We start from the raw sequence: 18,331 nt of genomic DNA, 5'->3' as shown, positions 1-18,331 counted from the left end.
AGGATCTCCCCATGAATAGCCCCGACCACGCCAACGACCCGCGCTGGCTTAACACCGAGACTTTCCGGCTGCTCGATTTTGGGCGCGCCAGCGCCGAAGCGCCCAACGGATTCGCCTGGCTTGACACCGCCGGCCGCCCGGACCTGGCCGCGCCGCTGGACCTCTGGATCACCGCGCGGATGACCCATGTTTACGCCCTCGGGGTGCTGTTGGGCTACCCCGGCGCCGAGGCGCTGACGGATCACGGCCTGGCCGCCCTGACCGGGCCGTTCGCAGACACGGCCGGAGGCGGCTGGTTCAGCCGACTCGACCCGGACGGCGCCCCCGCCGAGTTCGTCAAGACGGCCTATTCCCACGCCTTCGTCCTGCTCGCGGCGACCTCGGCCGTGGCGGCCGGCCGTCCCGGCGCGGACGACCTGTTGGCCCGCGCGCTCGCCAATCAGAACGCCTACTTCTGGGACCCCGCCGAAAGCATGGTGGTTGACCATTTCAACCGCGATTTCACCGAGGCCGACCCGTACCGGGGCGTGAACGCCAACATGCACACGGTGGAGGCCTATTTGGCGGCGGCGGACGTGACGGGCGAAAAGCGCTGGCGGCAGCGCGCGCGCCGGATCGCCCGGCGGGTGGTCCGCCACGCGCGCCAAGCTGATTGGCGCATTCCCGAACACTTCGGAGTGGAATGGCAAGCCCTCCCCGACTTCAACATTGACAAGCCCCACGATCCGTTCCGCCCCTATGGCGCCACGCCCGGCCACGGCTTCGAATGGTCGCGCCTGATCCTGGAACTGGAGGCCGCGCTGGGCCCCGCCGCCCGCGACTGGATGCGGCCGGCGGCCGAACGGCTTTTCCGACGCGCCCGCCTGGACGGCTGGCAGGACGGCGTGGCGCCCGGCTTTGTGTACACCACCGATTGGGACGGCCGGCCCGTCATTGACGCCAGGCTGCATTGGGTGGCGGCCGAGGCGGTGGGCGCCGCCAGCACCGCCTTCCGGGCCACGGGCGACCCGATCTACCACGACCTCTACGACCGCTGGTGGAACACCATTGAGCAGGTCTTCATTGACGAAGAGCTTGGCTCCTGGCGCCACGAGGTGGACCCGTCGGGAAAGGTGGCCACAGCCATGTGGCCGGGCAAGCCGGACATTTACCACGCCGTCCAGGCGACGCTGATCCCGCGCCTCCCGCTGGCGCCGTCGCTGGCGACCGCGCTCAAGGACGGGCTCCTAGACCAAGGCTGAGAGTCGCGGCGGCTCAGGCCGCGTCCGCCGCCTGGGCCTCTCAGGCCGCGTCCGGCGGCGCAGCCGCTTCGGCAATCGGGGCGCGAACCTCGGCCCAGCCGGCGATGTGCTCCATCCGCGTGTTGCCCGCGATGTGGTCAAACACCACATGCGTGCTGGTCATGGCCACCGCCGGGTCGGTGCTGAGGCGATTCGCCACCAGGTCCCGCAATTGGCGGGTGGACGTGCAAAAGACGTGGATGACGAAGTCTTCGTTGCCGCCAATGAAGAACACGTGGGTGGTTTGCGGCAGGCGCGCCGCCTTTTCGGCGAAGTCTTTGATTTGCGGCCTGGCCTGGGGGCGCAGGCGCACGAACACCAGAGCCTGGACCGCGAACCCGAACGCCTCCAGGTCCACGTCCGCGTGCGAGGCGCCGATCACCCCCGCCTCCCGCAAGGCCCGGACGCGGTTGATGGTGGTCGATTCGGACACGCCGAGCCGGGCGGCCAACGCTTTGTTCGACTGGTCGGAGTCCCGCACCAATTCCCAGGCGATCGCCTCGTCCAGTTCGTCGAGCTGGGTTTTGTTGCGCGGGGACTCGGTTTTCGATGCCGTCACACAAGAAAGTGTAGTCCAGAAGGCAGTTTTCGCTATCGAATGCAACTGAAACCCCGTTGTAACACACTATCTCCAGCCTGGAGACCAAGGGAGCTGGCCGTCCAGGCGCTTTGCCCGCATTCGCGCCGCCCCCCGACAACGAATCAGGCCCACATTGCGAAGGAGACCATCATGATCATTGGAGTACCAAAGGAAACCAAGACCAGCGAGCAGCGCGTGGCGTTGACGCCCGCCGGGGTGAGGGAACTGACCGCGCGGGGCCACCGCGTGGTGGTCGAATCCGGCGCCGGGGCGGGCAGCGGGTTCGCCGACGCCCAGTACAGCGGGGCCGGTGCCTTGATCGGCACCACGGCCGAGGCCTGGGCGGCCGAACTGGTCGTCAAGGTTAAGGAGCCCATCGCCCCCGAATACGGCTACCTGCGGCCCGACCAGATCCTGTTCACCTACCTGCATCTGGCCGCCGCGCCGGCGCTGGTGGACGCGCTGATCCAGGCGGGCACCACCGCGATCGCTTATGAGACGGTGCAACTGGCGGACGGCTCGCTGCCCTTGTTGGCGCCCATGAGCGAAGTGGCCGGCCGCATGGCGGCCATGGTTGGCGCATACCACCTGATGCGGCCCTTGGGCGGCGCCGGGGTCTTGGCGGGCGGCGTGCCCGGCGTCCGCCCGGCCCAAGTCACCGTTATAGGCGCCGGCCAGGCCGGCGCCAACGCCACCGCCCAAGCGGTTGGCCTGGGGGCGGACGTGACCGTCCTGGACCTGTCCGTGCCGCGGCTGCGCCAACTCGACCAGCTTTACGCCGGCCGCGTCCGCACAGTCGTGTCCTCCGCACTGGAGATCGAGCGCTCGGTTCTGCAAGCCGATCTGGTGATAGGCGCGGTCCTGGTGCCCGGCGACCGGGCGCCAAAGCTGGTCAGCCACGAACTGGTGACCCGGATGCGGCCCGGCGCCGTCCTGGTCGACATAGCCATTGACCAGGGCGGCTGCTTCGAGGACTCAACCCCCACCACGCACGATTCGCCCACCTACAAGGTCGCGGACACCGTCTTCTACTGCGTGGCGAACATGCCCGGCGCCGTGCCCAACACCTCGACCGCCGCTCTGACGAACGCGACCATGCCTTACGTGCTCGCCTTGGCGGACCGGGGCTGGCAGGCCGCTGTCGCGGACGACCCGGCTCTCGCGAAAGGCCTCGCGACCCAGGGCGGACGCATCACCCATCCGCTGACCGCCCAGGCCTTCCCCGGCCACCCGAGCACCCTCGCTTTGGCGGGCGCGGCCGCGTAAGCGGGATCAGGCCACGAAGACCCGGCGACCGCCCACCCAGGTCTCCAGGGTCTTCGTGGCCCCCAACGCGAGCGGGTCGGCCCGGAAGGGGTCCCGGTCCACAACCACGAAATCGGCGGCCTTGCCCACCTCGAGCGAGCCGGCAACGGAACCCAGCCCCACGGCATCGGCGACATGGCCGGTGTACAAACGCAGCGCCTCCCCGACGCTCAACGCCTGGTCGGGGCGGTAGACGCCGGGGACCTCGCCGGTCGGGTTGGCTCTGGTCACCAAACCGTGGATGCCCCACCAGGGATTGGGGTTGGGCGAGACGGGCCAATCGCTGCCGCCCGCCAATTTGATCCCGGCGTCCGATTGGTCCCGGAACATGCAGATGCCGTCACGGGTCGCGTCCGGCAGGGTGACCAGGGCGCCGGTCTGGAACGCCGATGGGAACCAAAAGAGCGGGCAGATGTCGATCACCACGCCCAACCCGGCAATGCGGGGATAGTCGCTCGGCCGGATCATCTGGGCGTGGGCAATGTGGGCTGGCAGTTCGACCCCTTTCGACCGCGCCAACTCCAACGCGTCTAGGGCCAGGCTGACCGCGCCGTCGCCGGTGCAATGGATCTTGACGCCCAACCGGTGGGCGGCCAGCGTCTCCAACCAGCCCGCCAACTCCTCCAGGGTCATGGTCGACTCGCCCCGGTAGCCCGCGCCGTGCGCCGGATGGGGCGGGTAGGGATCATGCATCAAAGCGGTGAACGTGGGCGGCGTGCCGTCCAGGAAGATCTTGGCGAAGGTGGGCACCACCCGCCCGCCCGCGAACTGCGCCGCCTGCTCCACCAGGGGGAGACCGATCGGCGTGAACCCGAACACCTTGTCATTGATTGAGACCGAGGTCACCACCCAGGCGTTTAGCCCGCCCGCGTCATCCAGGGACCGCAGTGCCTGGAGCATCTGCGCCCCGGTGCCCGCCTCTTGGACCAAGGTGACGCCGTCCTGGTTGAGGATCTCCACCGCGCGGGCCAGCGCGTTCCGGTCTTCGTCCGGCTCACGCGTGCGGGTGGCCTCCCAGGTTTCCTCCGCCCAGCGGCTGGCGGACTCCCCGAGGATGCCCGTCGGGGCGCCCGTGGCCGGATCCACACCCACGTCCGGGCCGTGCGAGCCGCCGCCGTCCGGATCAATGCCCATGACCCGCAGGGCGGCGTCGTTGACCAACCGGTGGTGGGCCGTGTCGTCGCGGAGCAAGATCGGGTGGCCGGCGGCGGCCGCGTCGAACCGGCGGCGCACCGCAGCGTTCGCCAATTCGGCGAAACGGCCGATCCCCCACATGCCGCCCGCGATCCAAGCCCCCGGCGCGGCCTGGGCGGCGGCCCCGGCCACCGCCTCGACAAGCTGGTCCACCGACCAGTCCGGATCAATCGCCAACTCGTAAAGGTCGCCGTGGCCTGCCATGTAAAGGTGCGCGTGGACGTCGCCCAAGCCGGGGAGGACAGCCGCCCCAGGCGGAACGTCCACGACCTTGGTGCCGGGGCCGGTCCACTGTTCGGCGTCTCCCCCCTCCAAGACCGCGACGATCTTCCCGTCAGCCACGGCCAGGCCGCTCGCGGCGGACCGCCGGGGCCCCAAGGTGTGGACCGCCTCCGCGCGGACCACCAAATCGGCGGGTTTCATGCGTTGACCTCCTCAAGGGTCTCAGTTTCCGTTGGCATTTGCTCCAGCTTGGCGCGCTGCGCCTGGGCCAGGCGTTTGCCCCGGTTCGCCCAGGCGGCGGAGACGAAGCGTTGGACCGAAGAGTCCATCAGCACGGCGGCGACCAGGGTGGCGCCGACCAGCACGGTTTGGATGTACGGCGAGACGCCCAGGATGACCAAACCGTTGTTGAGCACCCCGACGAACAGCAGCCCGGCCGCCACCCCGCCGATCCGCCCGTAGCCGCCGGCGAAGGAGACCCCGCCCAGCAGCACCACGGTCAAGGCCTTCAGTTCCATGCCGGAGCCCAAGGTGGGGCTGACGGCCGCCAGTTTGGTGGCCAGCATCAGCCCGGCCAAGGCCGAGAAGACGCCCGCCGCGGTGAAGACCTGCACTTGCGTCTGCCTGACCTTGATCCCCATCAACTCAGCGGCTTTGGCGTTGCCCCCAATCGCCAGGATCTCCTGCCCTTTGGCGGTCCGGTTGAGCAGGTAGCCGGACGCGGCCACGACCGTCGCCAGCACCACTATCTGCACCGGCACCCCGGCCAGGTCCGCCGTGCCGAAGGCTTTGAAGTCCTCAGGCAGGCCGGTGATGGTCTTCCCGCTGGTCAACACCATGGCCGCGCCGCCCCACACGCTGAGGAAGCCCAGGGTGACCACGAACGAGTTCAATCTGAGGTACGCGACCAAGAACCCGTTCAGCGCCCCGGCCACCAACCCGAACAGGAGCGTGACGGCGACCCCCGCCGCGACGTTGCCGGTCCCCACCAGCGTCAAGCCGCCCAAGACGGCCCCGAGCGTGGCCACCGACCCGACCGACAGGTCCGCCTGGCCGGTCATGACGACGAACGCCACCGGGAGCGCCACCACGCCCAGCTCCGCCACCTGCTGAAGAATCGTCAGCGCGTTGTGCCAGGACAAGAACCTGGGGTTGAGCAGGCCGAATATCGCGGCCATCAGGATCATGGCGGCGAAAACGCCGTTCTGCACCAGGACTATCTTCACCCGGTCCATTGAGGCTGAACGCATGGTCGCTCCTTTCCTATGGTCTTTCTTCCGGCCCGGAGAGCCGGAGCAACGAGTCGAGCAGCGCCGTGGCCAGCTCCGGTCCGCGCTCGACAAGCGCCACCCGGCCGTCCCGCAGCACGTAGGAGCGGTCGCACATCGACGCGATCTCGTCGTTTTCCGATGACGCCACCAGCACCGTCACGCCGTCGGCCGCCAGCAGGCGCACCGCGCGCACGATGTCGACTTTGGCGCCCACGTCCACCCCTTGCGTTGGCTGCCCCAACAGCAGGAGCCTCGGCTGCGCCGGGAACATCCAACGGGCCAGCAGGTGCTTTTGGCGGTTGCCGCCGGAAAACGCGGTCACCGGCACGTCCCCGCCCGGCCCTTGGACGTTGAGCCGCAGACGGCTGTCCTGGTAGACGGCCGCGCCTGTGCGCCGGCCCAACCACCAGGCCGCTTTGGAATCCCGCAGCCAGGGCAGCATCACGTTGTCCTTGCCGGAGAACCCGGCCAGTAGCCCGTCCTTGTCCCGATCCGGCGGCACCAGGAAGATGCCTTGGCGCAAGGCGTCGCCGGGGCGTTTCGGCGCGTACCGCTGGCCGGCGAGCCACATCGGCAGTTTCGGCCCAATCCCAAACAGGGATTCCAGCACCGCCAGCTGCTCGCCGCCGGCCATGCCGAACAACCCGACCACCTCGCCGGCCTTGGCGTTGACGGCGCCGCCGGGCAATTCGACGCGAACCACCTCCTCTTCGCGGGCGGTGGAGACCAGTTGCTGGTGCACAACCCCCGGCGCGAGCGCCTCAGACAGCTCCGCCAGCGACAGCCCGGCGGCCGGACGGTCCAGCACCACCCGGCCGGACTCCAAGACCACAATCCGCTGGCACACGTCGAGGATGTCCGCCAGCCGGTGGGAGATGTACACCACGGCCGCGTCCTTAGCGGCATATGACCTGATCAAGGCGTGGAGGCTGCGCGTCTCGGCGAGCCCCAGCGCGGCTGTGGGCTCGTCAAGCATCAACACCCGGATCTCTCCGAACAGGGCGCCCCGGGCCAGGTCGACCAGTTGGCGCTCGCCCAGGCTCAGGGTGGACACCGGAACGTCCAGCGGAATTGACTCGCCGCCCACCTCTTTCAGCGCCTCGGCCGCCCGGCGGCGGCGGGCGGCGCGCGAGCCGGTCCTTTTGCGGCCCAGAAACAGATTCGCCAGAACAGTCAGGTTGGCGGCCAAGGCGGGCTCTTGGTGGATGACGGTCACGCCGAGTTCGGCCATGGCGCGGGGGCTCGCCCCCCGCTGGACCGGCGCGCCGTCAATCCGGATCTCGCCGCTTGTCCAGGCCAGGGCGCCGCTCGAGACGTTGACGATGGTCGACTTGCCCGCGCCGTTGTGCCCCAACAGGCCGACTATCTCCCCCGGCTGGACTTCCAAGGTCACGCCGTCGACCGCCCGGGTCGCCCCGAACTCCACCGTCAACTGCCGCAGTCCGAAGCGGCCGGCGGCTGGCGGCACGGGTGGCGCCGCGAGGTCCTCGGCGCCGGTCTTCGTGGTCATCGCGTCCGCCAAAGCCCTACTTGCCCAGGAATTCGGCCGCGTTCTCCTTGGTCACGTGCGTCACGCCCACCAAGGTCGACTCGGCCGACTTGAGGGTGCCTTCGGCCGCCCCGATCAGCAAGGCGGCGTTGGTCTCAGCCAGCTCCTTGGGCGAGAACACGTAGGCCTCGCGCAGCATGTCCGTGCCGGAGAGGATCAACTGGTACAGCTCCTCCGCGCTGTCTGACGCGCTGACGTAGTAGTTCGGGTCGTCCGGGGCGGCGCCCGCGTCGATCGCCGCCTGCCTGGCGCCTAGCACCATGTCAGCGCCTATGCCCAGCCAGACTTTGACGTCCGGATGCGCCACCAGGGTCGACTGGGCGCCCTGGTAGCCGTCGTCGCGGCTCGAGGCCTCGATGTCGTAGATCACCACGTTCGCCCCCGCCGTCGCCAGGCCCTCTTTGATGCCTTCCGCTTGGACTCTGCCCAGGTCGGCGGTGGTGTCCGCGATCAGTCCGACCTCGACTTGCGCGTCGCCGTAGGTCTCGATGATCCAGGCGCCCGCCGCCTCGCCCACCTTTTGTCCAGCGCCCAACAGGTCGAGGGCCAGGTAGTGGGAGGTGCCCTCCCAGCCGCCGGCGTAGCCGATCACAGGGATCCCGGCCGCTTCGGCCTGCGCCGTCACGCCGACCATCGAATCGGCTTGCACTGGGAAGCCCATGATGGCCTTCACATCCCCGCGCGCTATCCAGGCCTCCCAGTCCGACACCTGGGTCTGGATGTCCCAGGATGGGTTGTCGGTCAGGAATTCATAACCAGCCTCTTCGATCAGGGGCCGCATCAGCTCCATCTGGTCGTTCCAAACGGCCACGTCGTTGGTTGGAAAACTCATGGCCAAGGCGCCCTTGGAGCCGCCGCCGCTGCCGGACGAGTCCCCGGAGGGGCTGTCTTTGCTATTGGAGCAGCCGGCCGTCAGTAACGCGCCGATGATCGCCAAGGAGGCGGTGAGGGTAAGGCTCTTCTTGTTCACGATGAACTCCCGTGTCAATTGAAAGGTGAAGGGGATGATCCTCCAATTGGAGAATATAATAGGGCTGCAAAGTTGCCTTCGGCCGCGTATCAGCCCCCTCGCGAACATCGTTACCCAGTTATTACACCTAGGCAACACGGCGTCCGGTTGTCGGGGCCCACATTACAGGCGCGAAACGCAACCGATATGCGTCCGAACTATTTCCTCCAACTGGAGAAGTACGGGGTCGGCGCGGCACCGGCGGGCTTGGTTCGCCAGGACCGCCCGTGCGCTACCCTGGCTTGGAACGGCCGCCAGCCGATGGTGCCGTCCGGGCGTCCACCCCGATCACCAACGTGCCAGCCGGCGTCCTCAAATTGGGCTCCGGGGCAGAAGGGAGAGCCGCATGCCCAAGGCCGTCGACCGGGAACGGCGGATCGCCGAGGCGATCGACGCCACTTGGGCGCTGGTCGTGGCCGGCGGGCTCGGCGCGGTCACCCTGCGCTCGGTGGCGGCTCGGCTCGGCTACGCCAACGGGGCGCTCAAACCGTACTTCCGCTCCAAATCCGACCTGTTGAAAGCCGCCTACATTCACGCTTTTGAGTCCACCACCGCGCGTGCCACCGCCCGGATCGGCGATTCGAGCGGCCTGGTGGCCCTGCGTCGGCTGTGCCTTGAGATCATGCCGCTCGACAAGGAACGCCGCACGGAATCCAGGGTCGTGATGGCCTTCTGGGAACAAGCTGCGGGCGCGCCCGAACTGGCCCGCGTCTTCCGCGACCACACCCGCCAGTGGGGCACCTTGATGGCCGGTTATGTGGCCCAGGCGCGCGCCGCCGGCGAGATCACCACCGCCGCCGAAGACCAGGCGATTGTGGACCAGATGCTTTGGGCCATGATGGGCCTCCAGTCGATGACCTGGCTGGTCCCCGATTTGACCACGCGGCGGCGCCAAGTCGCCGCGCTGGACGCATTCTTGGCGGCCTTGGAACCCGATAAGGGCTGACGGCACCCGCCTTCCGCGTTACTTGGGTCAGCGCTACGCGCTGACCGCGTCACCACGGCTGGACGCCGGTTGCCCACCGACGCCCTGGCGGATGCTCAGGAATCCCGCGCCGGACGCGGGTCGGCCTCCGCCAACGGGGGCGTGGTCGAAACGGGGAGGGCATAGGCGCCCATTGACAGGTTCACAACCTCGCCGGTGAATTGGTCCACTCCGAATTGCAGGCCGACCGACCTCAAAGTGTTGAAATCCACAAGAACCATGCCCTCGACCCCGAGGACTTTCTCCAGCCAGGAAAACAACACCACGCCGTCCCTCAGCCGCCACATTTGGCATTTGTCCGTGTCCCCCTCCCCCGCCTCGGCGCCGCTGACGCAAAACCAGGTGTAGCGGTCGCGCGAAAGGTAAATATGGTCATAGACGTCGTCCGAGGAATACCGGTAACGGACGCGCCGGCCAACCATTTCATCGGTCCGGAGCGCCAACGGTCCGCCCGGAACCCGGCCGTGCACCCAAACTTGTTGAACATGCGCCGGGCTGGGAGCCACCCCCAGCGTGCCGAGGCTTCCGACCAAAAGGCCCTGGACGGCATCGTAGGCGAAAGACAGGATCTGGCGTTCGGCGACGGTCGCGTGAACGAAGAACAACCCGACCGCCGACTCATAGGCTCGGTAGACGGCGTCGATCCGCGCCGTCCCGTCCGGCAAGCCACCGGGCACGGTCAGACTCAGCGAAGCCTCGCCGAACCGCAACTCGCCGCCGGCCCAGTGCCCCTGGTCGCCTGAGAACTCAAGGATCTGGCGGTGGCCGTTCAGGCCATTGCTCCTAGGCGGGCAGAACTCGTCGAAGCCGTCCGCCATCTCCTTCAGCGCGACCCATTCGCGTGGGTCCCCGGCCTGCCCCGCAACGGGGGCTGTCATGCAATGGCCCCGTCCGGGCGCAAACGGGAAACCACGGAGGCGATCGCGGCCGCGATCTGGTCCGCCTCTTCGGCCTGAAGCACCAAAGGCGGCGACAACACGATCATGTGCGGCGCGGGAACCCGGACAATCACGCTGGTCTCGTCGCGGATGCGGCCGGCCACGTCATCCAGCATTGGCAGCGGTTGGCGCGACTCCTTGTCCGCCACCAATTCAATGCCCACGCCCAAGCCAGAGTGGCGGACCTCGCCGACGTGCGGCAGATGAGCCAATTGCCGCGTGAGTTGCTCGTGGAGGTAATCGCCCATCGTCCCGGCCCGTTCGACCAGGCCCTCTTCCTCGATGATGCGCAGATTCTCCAAGGCGACGGCGGCGGCCACCGGATGACCCGAATAGGTGTAGCCCACGGGATGGCCCTCGCGTTCGTTGACCACGTCAGCCACCTCCTTGGTCATCATCACCGCGCCGAGCGGCAGGTAGCCGGAGGTGATGCCCTTGGCGACGGAGATTATGTCCGGTGATACACCGTACTTCTCGGCCGCGAACAGCTTTCCCAGACGGCCAAAACCGGTCACCACCTCGTCGAAGATGAGCAAGATGCCGTGCCTGCGCAACACCTGCTCAACCCGAGGCCAGTAATCGTCCGGGGGCGCCACCATACCGCCCACCCCCAGAATCGGCTCGCCGATCATAGCCGCGATGTTCTCAGGCCCCAGTCTCGCGATGGTCGCCTCCAATTCGGCGACGCAGAAATCGGTCAAGTCCCCCGTGTATTCCCAGGTCCGGTATGGGTGGGGCGCGGTGAGGTGGTGGATGTCCGGCAGCAACGGCCCCAAGCCGGCGTTCATCCCGGCGAACCCTGTGGCCGAACCGCCGCCGTAAGCCGCCCCGTGATAGGCGTTCCGCCTTGACAGGATCCAAGTCCGGGAGGGTTCGCCCCGCTCGGCGTGGTAGTAGCGGGCGGTCTTGAGCGCGGCATCGTCCGATTCGGACCCGCCTGAGGTGAACAAGAACTTCTCAATCCCCGGCGGCGTGATTTGGGCCAATTTGGCGGCCAACTCGACCGCCCGGTCGTTGGTGAACTCCCAGAAACTGGTGAAGTACTCGAGTTTCTTGATTTGCGCCGCCGCGACCGCGGCGATTTCCTCGCGGCCGTGTCCAATCTGCGCCAGCCACAGGCCGCCGGTCGCGTCAAGGTACTCGCGGCCGTTGACGTCCCACAGCTTCGAGCCCTTTCCCCGGGCGAAGATCGCGCTTGTCGGCGTGGCGGTGGGCAAGTGCGGATGCACCAAGTGGGCGCGGTCCGCCGCGTACAAATCCGACACGGTCATGCTTGGCCTCCTTCTCCGGCGGGAGAATCCCGCGATCCTGCGGCGCGGGGCGCGCCGCTCGTTCAATGTTGCAGAAGGGCTATTTCGCCGGGGTTACAGACCGATGAAGCCTTGGGTTTTCTCCGATTGGAGATTTTTCGCGGAGGTGTCGCTTGGTTCGGCCCAACCGTTTGCGGCGCGGAAGGGGCGCGGGCGGGCGGGATGCCCGAACTCGGGATCCCCGCCGGGGGATGGGCTCGCGCTGGGCTGGCGCTCGCGGGCCGTCGCCCGCGTGCTCGGCGAGATGGGTTTGCGCTGGACTCGCGCTGGGCCTTCGCTGGGCTGGCGCCTGCCGGGCTGAAGGCGGCCGACCACCCGGCCTGTTAAGATTGGCGGGTTGAGAGATTGCGGCCGAGGTTAGGACCCCCATGAAAAACGGTGCCATTTTCTTCAAGACATTGCCATTCGTTTTCTTCCGCCTGCTCGCCTCGCTCACCCTGGTTTCGGCGCTGACGGCCTACGCGGCGCTGGTGCTCCTCGGGGTTGGGCTGCTGGTCGGCAGCGGCGCCGCGCCGTGGATCTACCTGATTATCCTGTTGGTCTTCGGCGGGTTTGGCATTGGCATCTACCGCTTCTTGTCTCGCTACATCGCCTACATGATCAAGGCGGCGCACGTGGCGGTCATAGCGGAACTGGCCGAGCACGGGCGCATCTCTTCCAACGACGGCCTGATCTCCTACGGCGCCGGCAAGGTGCGCCAACGCTTCGCCTCCGCCAACGTGTTCTTCATGCTGGACGCCTTGGTCGCGGGGGCTGTCAAACAGATTCAGAACGGCATTTCGGCGGTGGCGGGGTGGCTCTCGGCAGTGCCTGGCGCCAAACAGGTGGCCTCAATTCTCAAACTGTTCGTCGGGATAGTGCTGAACTACGTGGACGAGGCGGTACTCTCCCACATCTTCCGTTCCAACGACCACAACGCTTGGAAAGGCGCCGCCGACGGCATAGTGCTGTATTTCCAGAACTGGAAAGCGGTGATCAAGAACGCCGCCTGGATTGTGGTCTTCCTACTGATCTGGTACTTCGGCGCCGGAGTGGGGCTGTTCTTCGCCTTCAGCTTGGTGTTCAAGGCCCTGATCCCGACCACCCAAATCGCCGTCTTCGTCTCCATTGTGGCGGCCGTGGCCGTTGTGCTGCTAGTCAAGGCCGCGATCATTGATCCGCTGATCTTGATCTCCATCATAAACAACTACACCAAGGTCACCGCTGGCCAGCCGCCAGCCATTGACATCTACGAGAAAGCCCGCAAGTTCAGCTCCAAGTTCCGGAAGATCGAGCAGAACTCCGGCCAGCGCGGCCCGGCGACCAGGACGACTGCCGCCGCGGGAACCGTTGCCGCCGCCGGCCCTGTGGCGGCGTCAAGCATTGCGGTCGACTCCGGGAGCGGCGCCGCAGGCGGGGCCGTGGCCGTTCAAGCAAGCGGCCCGCCGCCGGCCCAGCCGGACGGGTTGGGCGGAGTGGCTGCCCACGTCGGCACAACGCTGCGCCGCACCCGATTCAGGCCGATGGTGAGACTCAGCGACCCGGTCGGGACGATCCTCCACACCGTCAGGACCGACCTGGTCAACCAGGGCCTTGACCACCTCGACCGCACCATCACCGAATCCAGCAAGCGGCGGCGGGAGGAGCAAGGCCAACAGCAACAAGCGCAGACTCAAGCCCCGGAACCGCAGTCGGCCCAACAGCCGGAGCAGCAGGCCCAGCAACCCGCTTACCCGCCGGCGCAACAAGACCTGTACCAACCGCCTTACCCGCAGCCCGGCTATCAGCCGGAGCAGCAGGCCCCGTACCCGCCGGCGCAACAAGACCCGTACCAACAGCAGCCGCCTTACCCTCAACCACCTGATCAGGCCGGATACCAAGACGGTTCGCAAGGAGGAGAACGATGAGCGACTCACAGCCGCCCCAAGGGGCCTCCGGACCGGCGAAGGGCGCGCCAAAAGCCTACAAACCGCTCAACGCGGGCAAGATCGCCATGGGATTGATTGTCACTTTGCTGGTCTCCTGGGGGGTGATCGGCGGAGTCGTGGCCTACGCGGTGAACACCGACCTGGTGGACAAGACCAAGCAGACCGTCTCCGACGCCCGCGACAAGGCGAAGAAGCCCACCAATAACCAGACCCAGGGCGGCGGGTCTTCGAACGCCCCGGCCGAAGGGTTCGGGCACTACGTCGCGACGGCCGAGGTGTCCCGGACCTCGGTCACGCTGGGGGATTACACGGTCAGCCTGACCGGCGCAGCGGCCGAAGAATGGGAGTTCATCGACCAGCGCGCCCGGGCCGGGGCCGATTGCGTCAACAAGAACAACCTCGCCATCCTGTGCCGTCTGGGAAACCTAACCCTGCGGGACAACGGCACCGACGCCTCCATGATGTTCTTCGGCATCATGAAGAGCATTTCTGAGGGCAAGACGCTGGCCAACTTCGGCACGGGCACGGAAATCGACATCCCGGGCGCCAACGTGGCCTACATTTACAACAGCGACAACCTCTCGGATTATTCGAGGTACATCCAAGGCCATTCGGCCATGATCGAGCTGGACAACGATTTGACCTTCTTCGTCCGCCAAATGGACGACACGCTGCTCTTCAAGACCCAAGAGGACTTTGACAAGTACACCAAGAGCGACAAGTACAAGCTACTGCTGTCGGACGTTGATGACATGATCACCAGCCTCAAAGTGTCCAAGTAGCCGCCCGGCGGGAACCCAAAAACGGGGACGGTACCGATTTCCAGCGCGAAACGGGGACGGTACCTATTTCCGGCGCGGGAAACCGGGCGGAACGCGGAGCGTGGGGCTGGGACCCGTAGCACGGCATCGTGCGCGGGCGAGAACCCTGGTCACCGGGAGGCGCGGCGCAGGTCGGGCTCCAGGTAGATGGTCTGGGCGAACGGGACGGCGGCGCGGGCGCGGGCCTCGGCGGCGTCGATGGCGGCCGCCAACTCGGGGACGTCAAGCGACGGGTCGGCTTCGACCTTCGCGGCCACCAGCAGCTCTTCCGGTCCGAGGTGCATCACCCGCAGGTGGATCACCGAGTTGACGCCCTCGCCGACCAGCGCATCCTCAATCGCCTTGAGGTTCTCCGGGGAGGGCGACTCGCCCAGGAGCAGCGACTTCATCTCGACGGCCAGGATGATCGCGACAACCACCAGCAGCACGCCGATCGCGGCCGAGCCGGCGGCGTCCCAACGGCCGTCGCCGGTGAACAGCGTCAACCCAATGCCGGCGCCCGCGAACACCAGGCCCAAGAGCGCGGCGGTGTCCTCCAACAGCACCACGGGCAACTCCGGCGACTTGGAGTTCCGGATGAACCGGAACCAGCCCTGGCGCCCCTTGACCGGGCGGGTCTCGCGGATGGCGGTCCGCAGCGAGAACGACTCCATGACGATCGCGGCCACCACCACGGCGACCGGCACCCACTGCCACGCCTCGATCGCTTCGGGGTGTTTGAGCTTCTCATACGCCTCATACAGGGCGAACAGGCCGCCCAGGGAGAACAGCACCAACGCGACAATGAAGGACCAGAAATAGCGGCCTCGGCCGTAGCCGAAGGGGTGCTTGGCGTCAGCTTTCCGGCGCGCCTCCTTCCCTCCCCAGAGAAGCAGGACCTGGTTGCCCGAATCGGCCACGGAGTGCACCGATTCGGCCAGCATGGAACTGGAGCCGGTCAAAGCGAACGCGACGAACTTGGTCACCGCAATGCCCAAGTTGGCGCTGAGCGCGGCGATGATGGCCTTGGTGCCGGAGTGTGAGCTCATGGGGCAGCCTTTCATGTCAGCGGCGGCGGCGTCAGCCCGATTGGCCGGGCTGGCCGATCCATTATCGGTTACGCGTGCGGCCCCGCTCGACAATCGGGACCCGCCCGGCTTGATCGCCTGGGGCCGCCAAGGACCAAACTCTTACGTGATTCCAACATGCGATCACCGAGTGCGCCGTGGCCAACGCGGCGCCAAGCTCCTGCCGTGTCTGGCACGCGAGAACCCCAAGGTTGGGGCGTCTGGGTGCACGGCACCCAGCCCGTCGCCAAACTCGTCGAACTGGCCGTTCACGCGGAAAAGCGCGGCGCGGTCGTCCTGTTCATTGCCGACGAGCTGGTTGATCGGGACATCTACGTCACCCTCGCGGCCATCGCCGCGGCCACCGATTCGATCTACTTGTCCCCTGGCATCACCCAGCCGTATTCGCGCCATCCCGTGGCCACCGCCGCGGCCCTGGCAACCCTGGAAGAACTCGCTCCGGGGCGGATCGTGGCCGGACTGGGCGCCGGCGGCTCGTTGGTGTTGGGGCCGTTGGGCCTGCGGCCAGCCAAGCCTTTCACGGCGCTGGCCGAAACGGCCGACGTGGTCACCCGCCTGCTGGACGGCCAAACCGTCACTCATCGTGGCGTGGTCACCGCGATATCCGCTCGCCTCTCCTTCCCCGCACGTCGGCTGCCGCTGGCCGTGGCGGGCCGGGGCCCCAGGGTCGAGCGGTTCGCCCGCGAGCAGGCCGACTGGTTCTTGATCGGGGGGAAACCCATCGACCAGGTCGCAGAGGCGATCGCCTTGACGCGCTCCAGCGCGCGGTCCGTTCCCGGATCGCCGCCGGCCTTGGTTGTTTGGCACCCGTTGATCGCTTTCACGCCCCAGGGGATCGCCGAGTTGCGGGCCGCTTTTGGGTACATGAGCCTTGACATCCCCGCAGACTGGAAGGACCGCTTCGGCGTCACCCCCGAGTTGGCGGAACAACTCCGGGCCGCCCTCGCCAACGGTGGCCCCGAAGAGGCCGGCAAGTTGGTGCCGGACGCCCTGTTGGACGGCCTGGCCGTGGTCGGCTCCCCAGGCCAGATCGCGGACCGCCTGCGCGGCGTGGTTCGAGCCGCTTCCCCGGAGATTGTCGCGTTCGGCTTGGCCGCCTACACAGTCGAGGAGGTTGACACCCTCGCGGAGATCGCCCTGCTCGCCGGCGCCGCGCGGGTGCCGGCGCCGCGAAACTCGGCCGCGGGGGGCCACCTATGACATTCGCGCCGCGGGCCGCAGGGCCGGAATCAGGCTGGCGAGGATGAGCCCGGCCGCCGCCAGTCCCCAGGCCGCCGGGGATTCCCCTTTGCCCGATGCCGTCCGGGAACGTCCCAGCCCCGCCTTCCGTGTCGGGATCATGCCGGTAGCGTCTTCCCGGCGGGGGTTTCTGCGCGTGGTCGATTCCGCCGTGGCCGGCGGGATCGACGTGTTGGCGCTGGGCGAGGGATACCTGGTCGACCCGAACTACCCGCTGTGGGCGGGCGGTCAGGAGCCGATCACGGAGCTGGCCTTCCTGGCGGGCCGCCACCCCGGGGTCCATTTGCTGGTGAGCGCATCGATCCTGCCACTGCGGGACGCGGTTTGGCTCGCCAAACAGGCGGCCACCCTGGACAACTTGACGAACGGCGCCGCCGTCTTCGCGTTGGCGCCGGGCTATTGGGACAAGGAGTTCGAGTTCGCGGGTCTTGATTTCAAAGCCCGCGGCCGGTTGTTCGACCGCAACCTGGACCGCCTGATCGCGGCTTTCGACGGCAGTCTGGGCGGCGGCCCGGACCGGTTGAGCCCGGTCCCCCACACCAAACCGCACCCGGAGTTGTGGTTGGCGGGCGGCCCGGCCACCATGGCGAAAGCGCTGCGGCGCGGCCTGGGCTTCATCTCGCAGGGCGCAACCCCCGCCGCGCTGGCCGACCGGGCGAACCGGTGGTTCGCGCAGGGCGGCGCCAAGCTGGCGGCCCACGGCCCCCTCTTCCCGCCGGGCGAGCCGGCCACCGCCGCTGGCGTGCTGGAACGCCTGCGGGGCTTCGAAGCCCTGGGCGTCTCGACTGTGATCCTGATCCCGCCGGAGGAGGACAACGCGGGCTTGGCCGCCGTCGAGTTGCTCACCACCGAGGTGCTGCCCGCCGTTGGCGGCGGGAGCGGTTAGGGCTGGCGGGGCGCGGAGTTGTCCGCCGGGGCGGCGCCCTGGCGGAAAAGGTCCAGTTCGGGAGGCATGCGCAGGGCCGCCGCGCCTGGCCCGTCCGCGTCGGTCACAACCCCCGGCAGGCCGCGGATCAGGGCGGCGGCCACGTTGCCCGCTTTGGCGCGCACCAGTTCGGAGGCGGCCGCCAATTCGTCGGCCACCGCCACCGAGGTGGAGGTGAGCAGCCGCCCGCCCGCGTCCGGCTGGCCGCGCAAGTCCAACAGCGGCTCAAGCCCGGCCGCGCCGATGGCCACGTCGGTGACCCCGCGCCGCCAGGGCCGTCCGGAGGTGTCCGCGATCACCACCGCCAACTTCAGGCCGGTCAGCGCCTTGAGGCCGGCCCGCAGTTCGCGGGCCGAGCGGTCGGGGTCGACCGGCAACGCCAAGGCCGTCCCCGGGTCGGTGTTGGACAGGTCCACCCCGGCTGAGGCCATCACGAAGCCTTGGCGGTTCTCCACGATCCGCAGTCTCCCGGCGGGTCCCTCGCGGGTCGCCACGGTGCGGACGGTCTCGGCGTCGATCAGCGCGTCCCGCTCCTCAGCCGGAAAGACCCGCCCCTCCGCCTTGGACACCACCTTCGAGGACACCACCAGCACGTCGCCCTCCCGCGCCCACGGCTTCAGCGCGGCGGCCAACAGCCCGGCCAGGTTGTCGCCGGGTTTGACTTGCGGGACCCCCCGCACCGGCAGGACCTGAACGGTCCCCAGCGGCAGCCCGCAATCTGACACCCCG

General features: G+C 67.9%; 17 protein-coding genes. 8 read left to right on the top strand and 9 right to left on the bottom strand.

Features of this window, described 5'->3' with window-relative positions:
• Positions 1-11 precede the first annotated feature (11 nt).
• Entirely contained in the window at positions 12-1,241 is a 1,230-nt protein-coding gene (locus tag LBC97_03960) for an AGE family epimerase/isomerase (protein ID MDR2565212.1), read from the top strand.
• Between the two features lie 40 nt (positions 1,242-1,281).
• Here LBC97_03960 and LBC97_03955 read toward each other — a convergent pair whose 3' ends face one another.
• Positions 1,282-1,839, bottom strand: coding sequence for an Lrp/AsnC family transcriptional regulator (locus LBC97_03955; protein ID MDR2565211.1), 558 nt, complete (start codon positions 1,837-1,839; stop codon positions 1,282-1,284).
• 171 nt (positions 1,840-2,010) lie between these two features.
• Here LBC97_03955 and ald point away from each other — a divergent pair, with 171 nt between their 5' ends.
• Complete coding sequence (ald, locus tag LBC97_03950) at positions 2,011-3,126, top strand: alanine dehydrogenase (protein ID MDR2565210.1); 1,116 nt, start codon at positions 2,011-2,013, stop codon at positions 3,124-3,126.
• Positions 3,127-3,132: 6 nt separating this feature from the next.
• On the opposite strand, the gene LBC97_03945 is transcribed toward ald, so the two are convergent.
• From LBC97_03945 to LBC97_03930, 4 genes are read right to left on the bottom strand one after another with little or no spacing between them, the layout of a single operon-like run.
• Positions 3,133-4,782, bottom strand: coding sequence for an amidohydrolase (locus tag LBC97_03945; GenBank protein ID MDR2565209.1), 1,650 nt, complete (start codon positions 4,780-4,782; stop codon positions 3,133-3,135).
• The gene (locus LBC97_03940; protein ID MDR2565208.1) at positions 4,779-5,831 is read right to left on the bottom strand and encodes an ABC transporter permease; all 1,053 of its coding nucleotides are present in this window, start codon (positions 5,829-5,831) and stop codon (positions 4,779-4,781) included. Before LBC97_03940 ends, LBC97_03945 begins: the two co-directional genes overlap by 4 nt.
• Before the next feature lie 13 nt (positions 5,832-5,844).
• A complete protein-coding gene (locus LBC97_03935) occupies positions 5,845-7,362 on the bottom strand; it encodes a sugar ABC transporter ATP-binding protein (GenBank protein ID MDR2565207.1) in 1,518 nt (505 codons plus the stop codon).
• Positions 7,363-7,378: 16 nt separating this feature from the next.
• Entirely contained in the window at positions 7,379-8,233 is an 855-nt protein-coding gene (locus tag LBC97_03930) for a substrate-binding domain-containing protein (GenBank protein MDR2565206.1), read from the bottom strand.
• On the opposite strand from LBC97_03930, the gene LBC97_03925 reads away from it, so the two are divergent.
• Both LBC97_03925 and LBC97_03920 read left to right on the top strand, forming a co-directional pair.
• Positions 8,232-8,393, top strand: a complete 162-nt coding sequence (locus LBC97_03925) for a hypothetical protein (GenBank protein ID MDR2565205.1) — start codon at positions 8,232-8,234, stop codon at positions 8,391-8,393. The two genes, LBC97_03930 and LBC97_03925, sit on opposite strands and share 2 nt — an antisense overlap.
• A 363-nt stretch (positions 8,394-8,756) precedes the next feature.
• Positions 8,757-9,356 carry a TetR family transcriptional regulator C-terminal domain-containing protein gene (locus tag LBC97_03920; GenBank protein MDR2565204.1) on the top strand — a complete coding sequence of 200 codons (600 nt, stop codon included), beginning with the start codon at positions 8,757-8,759 and terminating at the stop codon, positions 9,354-9,356.
• 95 nt (positions 9,357-9,451) lie between these two features.
• Here the strand turns inward: LBC97_03920 and LBC97_03915 are convergent, their stop codons facing one another.
• Entirely contained in the window at positions 9,452-10,273 is an 822-nt protein-coding gene (locus LBC97_03915; protein ID MDR2565203.1) for a molybdenum cofactor biosynthesis F family protein, read from the bottom strand.
• Positions 10,270-11,604, bottom strand: coding sequence for an aspartate aminotransferase family protein (locus LBC97_03910; GenBank protein ID MDR2565202.1), 1,335 nt, complete (start codon positions 11,602-11,604; stop codon positions 10,270-10,272). The genes LBC97_03915 and LBC97_03910 overlap by 4 nt, the downstream gene beginning before the upstream one ends.
• A 407-nt stretch (positions 11,605-12,011) precedes the next feature.
• Between LBC97_03910 and LBC97_03905 the strand changes: the two genes are divergently transcribed.
• The gene (locus LBC97_03905) at positions 12,012-13,529 is read left to right on the top strand and encodes a hypothetical protein (GenBank protein ID MDR2565201.1); all 1,518 of its coding nucleotides are present in this window, start codon (positions 12,012-12,014) and stop codon (positions 13,527-13,529) included.
• Positions 13,526-14,332 carry a hypothetical protein gene (locus LBC97_03900; GenBank protein MDR2565200.1) on the top strand — a complete coding sequence of 269 codons (807 nt, stop codon included), beginning with the start codon at positions 13,526-13,528 and terminating at the stop codon, positions 14,330-14,332. Before LBC97_03905 ends, LBC97_03900 begins: the two co-directional genes overlap by 4 nt.
• A 149-nt stretch (positions 14,333-14,481) precedes the next feature.
• Here LBC97_03900 and LBC97_03895 read toward each other — a convergent pair whose 3' ends face one another.
• A complete protein-coding gene (locus LBC97_03895; protein MDR2565199.1) occupies positions 14,482-15,399 on the bottom strand; it encodes a cation diffusion facilitator family transporter in 918 nt (305 codons plus the stop codon).
• A gap of 204 nt (positions 15,400-15,603) precedes the next feature.
• On the opposite strand from LBC97_03895, the gene LBC97_03890 reads away from it, so the two are divergent.
• Together LBC97_03890 and LBC97_03885 are read left to right on the top strand one after the other, a co-directional pair.
• Positions 15,604-16,638 carry an LLM class flavin-dependent oxidoreductase gene (locus tag LBC97_03890; GenBank protein ID MDR2565198.1) on the top strand — a complete coding sequence of 345 codons (1,035 nt, stop codon included), beginning with the start codon at positions 15,604-15,606 and terminating at the stop codon, positions 16,636-16,638.
• Between the two features lie 43 nt (positions 16,639-16,681).
• Positions 16,682-17,563 (top strand): LLM class flavin-dependent oxidoreductase, encoded by an 882-nt coding sequence (locus LBC97_03885; protein MDR2565197.1) that lies wholly within the window; start codon positions 16,682-16,684, stop codon positions 17,561-17,563.
• Here LBC97_03885 and cofE read toward each other — a convergent pair.
• On the bottom strand, positions 17,560-18,327 hold the full coding sequence (gene cofE, locus LBC97_03880; GenBank protein MDR2565196.1) for a coenzyme F420-0:L-glutamate ligase: 768 nt from the start codon (positions 18,325-18,327) through the stop codon (positions 17,560-17,562). The two genes, LBC97_03885 and cofE, sit on opposite strands and share 4 nt — an antisense overlap.
• Positions 18,328-18,331: the final 4 nt, after the last annotated feature.

This window comes from Bifidobacteriaceae bacterium (assembly GCA_031281585.1).
Taxonomy (GTDB): domain Bacteria; phylum Actinomycetota; class Actinomycetes; order Actinomycetales; family WQXJ01; genus JAIRTF01.
Note: the sequence above shows the minus strand (reverse complement) of the source record. Positions and strands in the feature narration are given on the sequence as shown.

What these genes read in the sequence shown, in the direction of transcription:
- LBC97_03960 (MDR2565212.1), top strand. Translation starts at nt 12, where the DNA reads ATGAATAGCCCCGACCACGCCAACGACCCGCGCTGGCTTAACACCGAG.
- ald (MDR2565210.1), top strand. Translation starts at nt 2,011, where the DNA reads ATGATCATTGGAGTACCAAAGGAAACCAAGACCAGCGAGCAGCGCGTG.
- LBC97_03945 (MDR2565209.1), bottom strand. Translation starts at nt 4,782, where the DNA reads ATGAAACCCGCCGATTTGGTGGTCCGCGCGGAGGCGGTCCACACCTTG.
- LBC97_03940 (MDR2565208.1), bottom strand. Translation starts at nt 5,831, where the DNA reads ATGCGTTCAGCCTCAATGGACCGGGTGAAGATAGTCCTGGTGCAGAAC.
- LBC97_03935 (MDR2565207.1), bottom strand. Translation starts at nt 7,362, where the DNA reads ATGACCACGAAGACCGGCGCCGAGGACCTCGCGGCGCCACCCGTGCCG.
- LBC97_03925 (MDR2565205.1), top strand. Translation starts at nt 8,232, where the DNA reads ATGGCCAAGGCGCCCTTGGAGCCGCCGCCGCTGCCGGACGAGTCCCCG.
- LBC97_03930 (MDR2565206.1), bottom strand. Translation starts at nt 8,233, where the DNA reads ATGAGTTTTCCAACCAACGACGTGGCCGTTTGGAACGACCAGATGGAG.
- LBC97_03920 (MDR2565204.1), top strand. Translation starts at nt 8,757, where the DNA reads ATGCCCAAGGCCGTCGACCGGGAACGGCGGATCGCCGAGGCGATCGAC.
- LBC97_03915 (MDR2565203.1), bottom strand. Translation starts at nt 10,273, where the DNA reads ATGACAGCCCCCGTTGCGGGGCAGGCCGGGGACCCACGCGAATGGGTC.
- LBC97_03910 (MDR2565202.1), bottom strand. Translation starts at nt 11,604, where the DNA reads ATGACCGTGTCGGATTTGTACGCGGCGGACCGCGCCCACTTGGTGCAT.
- LBC97_03905 (MDR2565201.1), top strand. Translation starts at nt 12,012, where the DNA reads ATGAAAAACGGTGCCATTTTCTTCAAGACATTGCCATTCGTTTTCTTC.
- LBC97_03900 (MDR2565200.1), top strand. Translation starts at nt 13,526, where the DNA reads ATGAGCGACTCACAGCCGCCCCAAGGGGCCTCCGGACCGGCGAAGGGC.
- LBC97_03895 (MDR2565199.1), bottom strand. Translation starts at nt 15,399, where the DNA reads ATGAGCTCACACTCCGGCACCAAGGCCATCATCGCCGCGCTCAGCGCC.
- LBC97_03885 (MDR2565197.1), top strand. Translation starts at nt 16,682, where the DNA reads ATGAGCCCGGCCGCCGCCAGTCCCCAGGCCGCCGGGGATTCCCCTTTG.